At 54.2% G+C, this 533-nt stretch carries 1 protein-coding gene; it reads left to right on the plus strand.

Going from position 1 to position 533, the window contains the following annotated elements; genetic code table 11:
- Positions 1 to 232 precede the first annotated feature (232 nt).
- Positions 233 to 424: a hypothetical protein gene (locus ACR0KW_RS24315; RefSeq protein ID WP_480807318.1), complete on the plus strand. Its 192-nt coding sequence runs from the start codon at positions 233 to 235 to the stop codon at positions 422 to 424.
- The last annotated feature ends 109 nt before the right edge of the window (positions 425 to 533 follow it).

A 533-nucleotide genomic window follows, 5' to 3' on the forward strand; every position in this document is an offset into this window, starting at 1 on the left:
TTCATCAGCTATGAAAAGGGTCGTGGCCTGCCTCGGGACGAGGATGTGCTGAAAGCGGCCTTTACCGGCAAGCACGGCTGGTTCTGGCGCAACCGGGACAGCCAGGATGTGACAGTCACGCTCTACGTTCGCGGTGACTACGGCGAAATGCTGCGGCCGTAAAATTGGCAACCGGTGGCCCCGCCGCAAATGTGCGGGGCCATCCAGCTTGCCATCTCTGTTGGATTGCAAGGTGAAACAACTGGGTAGAGCCGATACTGGCGGAATTCAAGAAACGGACAAAAAGATGAAAACCTTCCTTCAAAATCTCAGCGGTCCCAAGATCGTATTTATGGCTGTAGTGCTTGCCTTGGCGCTTGTTGTTTTGATGGCGATCTTAGCCGGCGGTGATCCCACAGGTGGGCATGGCCATTCGCATGAATGATCCCGCAAAGTCTAACGCGACAACTCTTTGAGATTTGGTGAAAGAGCGCGTGTAGGCATGTCGAAAGTCACTGACTGTTCCTGGCCAGTTGGCGGAATGGAAGCTGATC

Source organism: Ruegeria sp. CG11, from assembly GCF_056537245.1.